Raw genomic sequence first — 7,760 nt, 5'->3', positions numbered from 1 at the left:
GTCAATGAGGCCTCATTGACGCACCTTTACGTGTGATGAATCCTTATCTGTGGAAAAATACCTTAAGTTTGGCGACTCATCTGGGCATTAAAACTTACCCGGTACGTACTTATATGGCCTGCAGTTGGCTGTTTGAAGACCGGGTAGAAACCTGGCTAACCACGTCACGTAGCCGGATTGGCAATATTCCGATTATCAATAACCGCAAAGGCATCCAGCAATATGGCTGGCGTCTGGTCAAAGGTCTGTTGCAACTCAAAACAGCCTTGGCAAAATTCTTTAAATCCAAAAATCAGGACATCAGCCTGGCAGAATTTATCAATCGCAATGAGATTGAAGAAGTGTTCTGGCATGGTGCGGTGATGCCGGTGCTGTATACCATCTGTACCTGTAACCCGAAAACTATTGGTGAATGGCCAGCCAAACCGCTATTGATTTTCCTGCGTCAGCTAACGGATGGTGATGCCTTGTTACGTATGCAGGGCGGTACTCCGGCTTTGGTAGACAAACTGATTGAAGGCATTCACATTGAAAGTGGTGCACCAATTGTCTCAGTGAAAGAGCAGGGCGACAAAGTACTGGTAGAAAATGCAGCGGGTCTGTCGAAAACCTTCGATCGCGTGGTGGTTGCGACACCAACCAATCATATTGATGAATTCCTGGATCATGAACAGTTTGGCCGTGATATCGAGCTGTTAAAGAAATTCAAATTTGAACAGGGTGAATTGGTCATTCACCGCGATAGCAGCGTGATGCCACCAAAGCGTAAGGACTGGGCTGTACTCAGCTATATGATGGATCGCAAGTTTACCCGTCAGCAATTTACGGTTTGGCTGAATGCGGTTGAACCGAGTCTGGTGGGTAAATCACCGGTATTCCAGACCTGGCGCCCTGTGACTGAGATTGATCCGAAAAAAGTGATTTCATCAGTGACCTTGACCCGTGCGGTAGTAGATGCCAATACCATCGCTCTCAATAAGGAATTACAGCATCGTCATCTGGAAATGAACCGTAAAGTGTTCTACTGCGGTTCGTGGTCATCGGATGGTTTGCCAATTCTGGAATCTGCTGTGACTTCTGCTATGAAAATTGCCGCAATTATGGGGGCGCCGTTGCCATTTGAAGGACTTAAACCTAAGATCGAGGTAGCACCCCAACTCGGTTATTGATTGATGCAATGGTTTCAGGCACTTCGTCAGCGTCTTCCTCAACATAAATATGCAATTGATGCATCGTTGCTGGGAGATCAGTCACAGTTGCCCTGGAGCAATCTGGGTTATTGGTGGGCAGGGCAGCAGAATTATGTAGCTGCCTGTCGAACTTTGGCCGACCGTTTGGCAGAAACGGTCGGTTTAAATTCAAAGGATAAATTGCTGGATCTGGGCTGTGGCCAGGGTGCCAGCCTGTTGCACTGGCAGCAACACTATCAGATGCAATATCTGGCCGGTGTGGAACTTCAGCCAGCTTGTGTGGCGAATATTCAACAGCATTTACCTGATCTCAATGCCATCTATCTGGCTTCTTTCCTGCGTTTAAAAGACATGCATTTTTCCCAGCGCTTTGATGTGGTGCTGTGTCTGGATGCTGCCTATCATAGTCCCGTTCCCGAACTTCTAGATCAGGTACGCAGTGTATTGAACGCCAATGCACGGATTGGCTTTCATCATCTGATCTTGTCGGAAAAATGGGACAGCTTGAATGCGCTGCAAAAGCGTAAATATCAGTTTCTGCTGAAATCCGCCGATGTCGATTTAAAAAACCTGATGTTGAAAAATGAGCTTTATCATTGTCTGGAACATTTTGAATTTAAGAATATTCAGATTGAAGATCTGTCCGAAGCGGTATTTTCAGGTTTTGCTAATTATGTAACGCAGAATTTAAATTCAAAGAACTTGAAACAAAAAGGCAAAAGACTGGATCAGTTTAAAATCCGGATGACGGCAAAGCTTTGTCGAAAGTTATATCAGGATGGGATCGTGCGATATGTACAGGTGACAGCGCAGGCGATCTGAGTATTCAAGGCAAAAGAACAGCTATATAAAAATACCAAGCCCAGAAACATCAAACCCTCACTAAAAAGCGAGGCTAAGAAAATGGTGCCGGCACACGGATTCGAACTGTGGACCTACTGATTACAAGTCAGTTGCTCTACCAACTGAGCTATGCCGGCGTTGTGGAGTGCATTCTACAGATTTTTCCTAAGGGCGCAAGCCAAAAAATAACCGTTCAATCTTATAACCAATTTTTTATTGCTGATCATTGAATCATCTTTACTCAGGCATCTACATTTAAATCATAAAATTGCCCACATCAGTGATATGGGCAAGGCTAAAGGTCTGATATTTAAAATCTATTACGAATGAGTTAAAAGGGAATTATCTGCTTTTGAGTATCCGATCCAGGTCTTGTGCGCATTCCTCTAAAGTAAAGGCCATATCAAACTGCATTTGAGGTTTGAGTTCTTGAGCGAGACTTCTCCACTGTTCAATTAGTTTTAGGGCTTTTTGAATCTTATGTTTGTTGACGTCTTTGGCAATGGTTGGGGTATAACCACCGCGTTTGGCATTTTTTATCTGTTTCATGTAGTTTGCGCTGTTATTCATGTCCACTCTCCGAATAGCAGTGTTTCCACTTTTTTCTAACCCAAATAAGGAAGACTCAAGCAATAACGTTTTCTATCTTTAGGTTTTTATTCTCCTTTTATCCTGTTTTGATTCCACCATAACATAGCGATGATGACAATTAAATTAAGCTATTTTTATGCCAGTTTTTGTCTCCATCATATAAATAAACTAAAAGAAGAACATAAAGTTAAGAAATTAATAAAAATGGATATATCATGGTTTTATCCAGAGAATTTATTTCAATATATCTCAACCTATATCCTTACATCTTTAAATCTATCAAAAGAAAAGGCAAGCAATACTCATCTCAAAAATAACCAGTAAAATGAATTATCCTTTTTCAATTCATCTGTCCAAGATGCTCACTTTTAAGGTTTTAGCCTATAAAAAAAGCCCAATATAAAATTGGGCTAGGGTTTAAGGCTCGACTTCTAGCGGATCACCATCTTCAGGACGAAGATGACATGTGCCATCATCCGCAGGATCTACACTTGATCCATCCTTGGTGATCGGATTGTACATTTCATCCTCTTTTTTATCGTCAGTGAACTCTTCATCTTCGAAATCCAGAGGCTCATTATCATCATCAAAATTTAGGGGCTTTTCATCATCTTTCATAGCGATCCATCATTTTTTACCAAGATAAGATCATGCTCGAATATTGCTAAGTGTTATTCAACAGCCATCCGGCATCATTTATGTAACTTGTATTGTTATTCTTTTATTTTTAACGCATCACCTCATAATTTAGGCAACAAAAAAGGCTTAAACCCTTAAGATTTAAGCCTTCTAATGCACCTTCTAAGACATCATGTGGCGACATGATAATGAATTTTGGCGGTGAGAGTGAGGAAGCTAGGTTTTATAATTAAGTATTTGAATGTTATAAATATTATTGACTATTTTCCCACAAAAACACCCTCAAACAAAATAATAATTGAGTTTTTTGATCAATTAGGTTGCGGGAATTATAATTAGATACATGATTACTCTTTAGTCCCAAAAGCTTAATTGATCAACGCTGATCATATTACACTACATTTCTGCCATTTCATCAGATATAATTTTTTCTATTGTTTCATAGGTTTGATGAGCTATTTGTTCAGCATGAGGCGTAGCTAAATCTGCTCCAACTTTATTAGGAATATAAAAATTATTATTCATTCTTTCTATAATAGCTTCATTCTCAAAGAATTCATCTGCTGGAAGTCCAGCATCTGCTCCTGAATCATTAATATATTTTCCAGCCAAGTCTAAATACAAACATTTTTTTGATTTTTGAAATGTAATATAGCAATTCGAGATAAGATCTTTAATTCCTATAATTCCACTTTCTTTAAAAGTATCATACACTTGTTTGGACGATGTCTTAATTTCCGCAGGATTAGGTTGTAAGTAATATAATAGTCCAGTTTCGTATGTGGACATCGCTCTTTCATCAGTAACTGTATTGGCTTCATCACTTTCTGCATAAACTTCTTCACTATCATTCATTAACTCTGAATCAGCTAGGCTGTAATCTTCTTCAATTCCTGTCGCCTCTACCGCAGCGGCATCTGCTGCTGCTTCAGCTTCTTCAGCAGCCTCTCTTGCCTCTTCAGCAGCTAGAATTGCTTCTACATCGGATTTATCCGATAAACTCTGCATATATGAGTTTGCTACAATTACAATTATGAAAATCAAAGCTAATGCAATACAAGTACTACCTATTTGTATGAAAACTTTTTTCTTTGAAATTATCCAATTTTTAAATTTTATAAAAGGGGAGAAAATAGAAAAGCTATGTGGGACATCAATGGAGATATTCATTTTGAAACTTTCAGAATCAGCTTCTTGGCTGTTGTCTTTTGAGCCGTTAGTGAAGTTGGTTTTATTTTGCTGTTCAAAAGCTGCTCTTTGAGCTCGCATAAACTCTTCTTGTTCCTTCTTCTTAATATATTCTTCTTGTTGCTGCTTACGTCGGGCTTGTTCTGTAAGAAATTGATCATAATTTTTACGTTTAATTGGATCGATTAAAGTTTCATATGCTTATCTAATTTTAATCATTATTTCATTTGCATCATTACCTTTATATCGATCTGGATGATATTTTTGAGCCAACCCTTTATATGCAAGCTTAATAATTTCTTCTGGTGCATCTTGAGAAATATGCAATATTTCATATAAATTCATAAATTATTTCTTTCATAAATTAGTTAAATGTCATCTTATTTAAATATCTGCGGCGTATGGTTCAGCCATCTTTAGATGGGTTGATGCCATGCTCGGTTCTCTTGAAAAATTCCAATTAAAAACAATCAGCGTGGTATGTATAAGTTTCAGCGCTTTATTGCTTACCGCTTGTCAAACTACTACGATAACGCGAAATCAACAAGCCAATACAGAGCAACAGCTCCAACAAGAAAAAGTCCAACAACCGAAACGTGTGGTCTTTTTTTTGGGTGATGGTATGGGCATCACCACGCTTACCGCTTCACGTATTTATGCTGTTGGTGAAGATGGTCAGTTGGCGATTGATCGGCTGCCTGAGTCTGCTTTTGTTCGTACCTTTTCTGAAGATGCGCAAGTCACGGACAGCGCACCTTCGATGGGCGCGTACATGACCGGTGTGAAGATGAAAAACGAGGTGATCTCGATGCAGACAGGGACGATTGCGGTTGAACCTGACTCAGTAGGGAATAACCAGTGCGCTAGTAACCCACAAAACAAAAATAAGCAAAACACACAGACTTTACTTGAATTAGCCAAAGCAAAGGGCTGGGGGACAGGGGTTGTGACCACAACGCGGATCACGCATGCCACACCAGCATCGACTTATGCGCATATATGCCACCGTGATGCTGAAAATGACATTGCATCACAGTTGGTCCCGAGCTCAAAAGGCGATGATTATCAACGCTATAACCTCAAACTCAAAGATGGAGTCGATGTGGTTTTAGGTGGAGGTAAGCGTCAATTTTTGCCTAAAGATGCAGGTGGAGAACGTACTGATGGGCGCAATCTAATTACCGAGATGCAAAAGGCAGGCTACCGCGTGGTTTTTGATGAAAACCAACTGTCCCAAGTGCAACTGGCGAAAAATGAAAAATTATTGGGTTTATTTAATCACAGCCATTTAAATTACGACTTGGATCGCACCAAGAAAAACTTGGCAGAGCCGAGTCTCAAGCAAATGACGCTGTCTGCTTTAGACATCCTGACGCAAAATAAAAAAGGTTTTTTCCTGATGGTGGAGGGCGGGCGTATAGATCATGCGCTGCATGACACCAATGTCAAACGTGCTTTACAAGACACGATTGCCTTAAATGATGCTTTAGAAGCAACCATTCAAAAGCTTAAACAAAGTGATCCTGAACTTAAAAATACACTGATTGTAATCACAGCCGACCATGATCACACCTTGGTTTTAAATGGTTATGCCAAGCGTACAGGAAAATACGTCGAAGGTAAGGAAACCAGTGTGCTTGGATTGGTAAAAAACTATGATCAAGCGGGCTTTGCTCAAGATATTCATGGTCAACCTTATCCGATTATCGGTTTTGGTACGGGCAAAAAACGCCCCACTCAAAACCGTATGGATGACTTGGTACTGAACTTAAAAGACACTGATGTCTGTCATCCTGTACAAGGGCCAAAGGCACCACAAGGTGAAAAATATAGTTTCACCTATCCTTTGGCTGAAACGGGTTGGTGTACGGGCACTGCTGCGGATGATTTCCAACAAGAAGCTGTGATTCAAACGGGCTATAAAGATAAAGAAACGCATGGCGGTGCAGATGTGTTTTTAGGTGCGATTGGTCAGGGAGCCGATCAGTTCTCAGGTAGCCTTGAAAATATTGAGGTCAATCACCTCATGCGTAAGATCACAGGCTTATAGCAGAGGGATATCACATGAAACATACTTTAAAAACCATCCCATACATGATGCTTCTGCTTACAGCGTCGATTTCTTCAAGTGCTTTGTATGCTGCGGACACCACAGTTACACCGACGAAAAGCGTTATATTCTTTTTAGGCGATGGCATGGGACCAACCACAGTGACGGCAAGTCGTATTTATGCTGTGGGGGAAAATGGCAAACTGGCCATGGACCGCATGAAGCACGCAGCACGGATTAAAACCTATTCTGAGGATGGTCAAACCACAGATAGCGCTCCCTCTATGGGCGCCTATATGACTGGGCAGAAAAATAAAAATGAAGTGATTGCCATGACAACAGGAACGGTTGCGGTCGAACCTGAAGAAGGAAAATTGCCGAATGGCAAAAGCTTAGCGAAAGCCATCAACCGTTGTCCAGAACAGGGCAGTAGTATGGTCGCAGGGATGCCTGCGTTAAGTATTTTAGAACTGGCAAAAAAGCAGGGTAAAGCGGTTGGCGTAGTGACGACGACCGAACTCACCCATGCCACACCTGCGGCAACCTATGCACATATCTGTCACCGTGATGCGCAATACGATATCGCGCTTCAAGCTGTTCCAAAAGGTAAAGCTTATAATCCAAACTTATTGGATGGTATTAATGTCCTTATGGGAGGCGGCTTAAATCATTGGACGCCTTATGATGCAGTCTCTAACCCCAAAGGGCGCTTGGATGGTCGTGATTTATTGGCAGAGTTTAAACAGCAGGGTTATCAAATCGTTTTAAGCCAAAGTGATTTGGCACAGACGGTCAATACTCAGAAAATTTTCGGCGTATTCTCCACACAGTCACATTTAAATTTTGATTTGGACCGACTCAAGAAGAATATAGAGACTGAACCGAGTCTGGCGGCGATGACCAGTAAAGCGATTGATGCACTGCAAGCACAGAGTCATGGACAAGGCTATTTCTTGATGGTTGAGGGTGGGCGTATTGACCATGCGCTACATGCCAATAATGCCAAACGGGCATTGCAGGAAACCAAGGCATTTAATGATGCAATTCAAACTGCACTGGATAAAGTGGATTTGAGCAATACCTTGATTGTAGTGACGGCAGACCATGACCATGTGATGACCTTTAATGGTTATGCCGCACGAACGGGTCAAACGACGGAAACTAATCCAGGTATTTTGGGGCTGAGCTATGACTATAATATTGCAAAAGAGCAAAATGCTTACAGCAAAGTGCTGGCTGATGGCCAAGTACATAATCCA

General features: G+C 41.2%; 7 protein-coding genes, 1 tRNA gene and 1 pseudogene. 4 read left to right on the top strand and 5 right to left on the bottom strand.

Annotation, left to right across the window (positions count from 1 at the left end; genetic code table 11):
* Nucleotides 1-8: 8 nt before the first annotated feature.
* Together B4J23_RS11775 and B4J23_RS11770 are read left to right on the top strand one after the other, a co-directional pair.
* Nucleotides 9-1,169, top strand: a pseudogene (locus B4J23_RS11775) (FAD-dependent oxidoreductase); the annotation flags it as partial.
* A gap of 3 nt (nucleotides 1,170-1,172) precedes the next feature.
* Nucleotides 1,173-2,012, top strand: a complete 840-nt coding sequence (locus B4J23_RS11770; RefSeq protein ID WP_291360822.1) for an SAM-dependent methyltransferase — start codon at nucleotides 1,173-1,175, stop codon at nucleotides 2,010-2,012.
* Nucleotides 2,013-2,094: 82 nt separating this feature from the next.
* Here B4J23_RS11770 and B4J23_RS11765 read toward each other — a convergent pair.
* From B4J23_RS11765 to B4J23_RS11745, 5 genes are all read right to left on the bottom strand, one after another.
* Nucleotides 2,095-2,170: transfer RNA gene (locus B4J23_RS11765), tRNA-Thr, on the bottom strand.
* A gap of 205 nt (nucleotides 2,171-2,375) precedes the next feature.
* Nucleotides 2,376-2,603 (bottom strand): hypothetical protein, encoded by a 228-nt coding sequence (locus B4J23_RS11760; RefSeq protein WP_004781576.1) that lies wholly within the window; start codon nucleotides 2,601-2,603, stop codon nucleotides 2,376-2,378.
* A gap of 438 nt (nucleotides 2,604-3,041) precedes the next feature.
* Nucleotides 3,042-3,242 carry a hypothetical protein gene (locus B4J23_RS11755; protein ID WP_291360819.1) on the bottom strand — a complete coding sequence of 67 codons (201 nt, stop codon included), beginning with the start codon at nucleotides 3,240-3,242 and terminating at the stop codon, nucleotides 3,042-3,044.
* A 417-nt stretch (nucleotides 3,243-3,659) separates the two neighbouring features.
* On the bottom strand, nucleotides 3,660-4,532 hold the full coding sequence (locus B4J23_RS11750) for a hypothetical protein (protein WP_291360817.1): 873 nt from the start codon (nucleotides 4,530-4,532) through the stop codon (nucleotides 3,660-3,662).
* Between the two features lie 120 nt (nucleotides 4,533-4,652).
* The gene (locus tag B4J23_RS11745; protein ID WP_291360815.1) at nucleotides 4,653-4,796 is read right to left on the bottom strand and encodes a DnaJ domain-containing protein; all 144 of its coding nucleotides are present in this window, start codon (nucleotides 4,794-4,796) and stop codon (nucleotides 4,653-4,655) included.
* 88 nt (nucleotides 4,797-4,884) lie between these two features.
* On the opposite strand from B4J23_RS11745, the gene B4J23_RS11740 reads away from it, so the two are divergent.
* Together B4J23_RS11740 and B4J23_RS11735 are read left to right on the top strand one after the other, a co-directional pair.
* Nucleotides 4,885-6,501: an alkaline phosphatase gene (locus B4J23_RS11740; RefSeq protein ID WP_291360813.1), complete on the top strand. Its 1,617-nt coding sequence runs from the start codon at nucleotides 4,885-4,887 to the stop codon at nucleotides 6,499-6,501.
* A 14-nt stretch (nucleotides 6,502-6,515) separates the two neighbouring features.
* The coding region (locus B4J23_RS11735; RefSeq protein ID WP_291360811.1) for an alkaline phosphatase at nucleotides 6,516-7,760 on the top strand (1,245 nt) is incomplete at its 3' end.

This window comes from Acinetobacter sp. UBA3025 (assembly GCF_002367915.1).
Lineage (GTDB): Bacteria > Pseudomonadota > Gammaproteobacteria > Pseudomonadales > Moraxellaceae > Acinetobacter.
This window is presented reverse-complemented; position numbering and strand designations above follow the sequence as displayed.

What these genes read in the sequence shown, in the direction of transcription:
- B4J23_RS11760 (WP_004781576.1), bottom strand. Translation starts at nt 2,603, where the DNA reads ATGAATAACAGCGCAAACTACATGAAACAGATAAAAAATGCCAAACGC.
- B4J23_RS11740 (WP_291360813.1), top strand. Translation starts at nt 4,885, where the DNA reads ATGCTCGGTTCTCTTGAAAAATTCCAATTAAAAACAATCAGCGTGGTA.
- B4J23_RS11750 (WP_291360817.1), bottom strand. Translation starts at nt 4,532, where the DNA reads ATGCGAGCTCAAAGAGCAGCTTTTGAACAGCAAAATAAAACCAACTTC.
- B4J23_RS11770 (WP_291360822.1), top strand. Translation starts at nt 1,173, where the DNA reads ATGCAATGGTTTCAGGCACTTCGTCAGCGTCTTCCTCAACATAAATAT.
- B4J23_RS11755 (WP_291360819.1), bottom strand. Translation starts at nt 3,242, where the DNA reads ATGAAAGATGATGAAAAGCCCCTAAATTTTGATGATGATAATGAGCCT.
- B4J23_RS11745 (WP_291360815.1), bottom strand. Translation starts at nt 4,796, where the DNA reads ATGAATTTATATGAAATATTGCATATTTCTCAAGATGCACCAGAAGAA.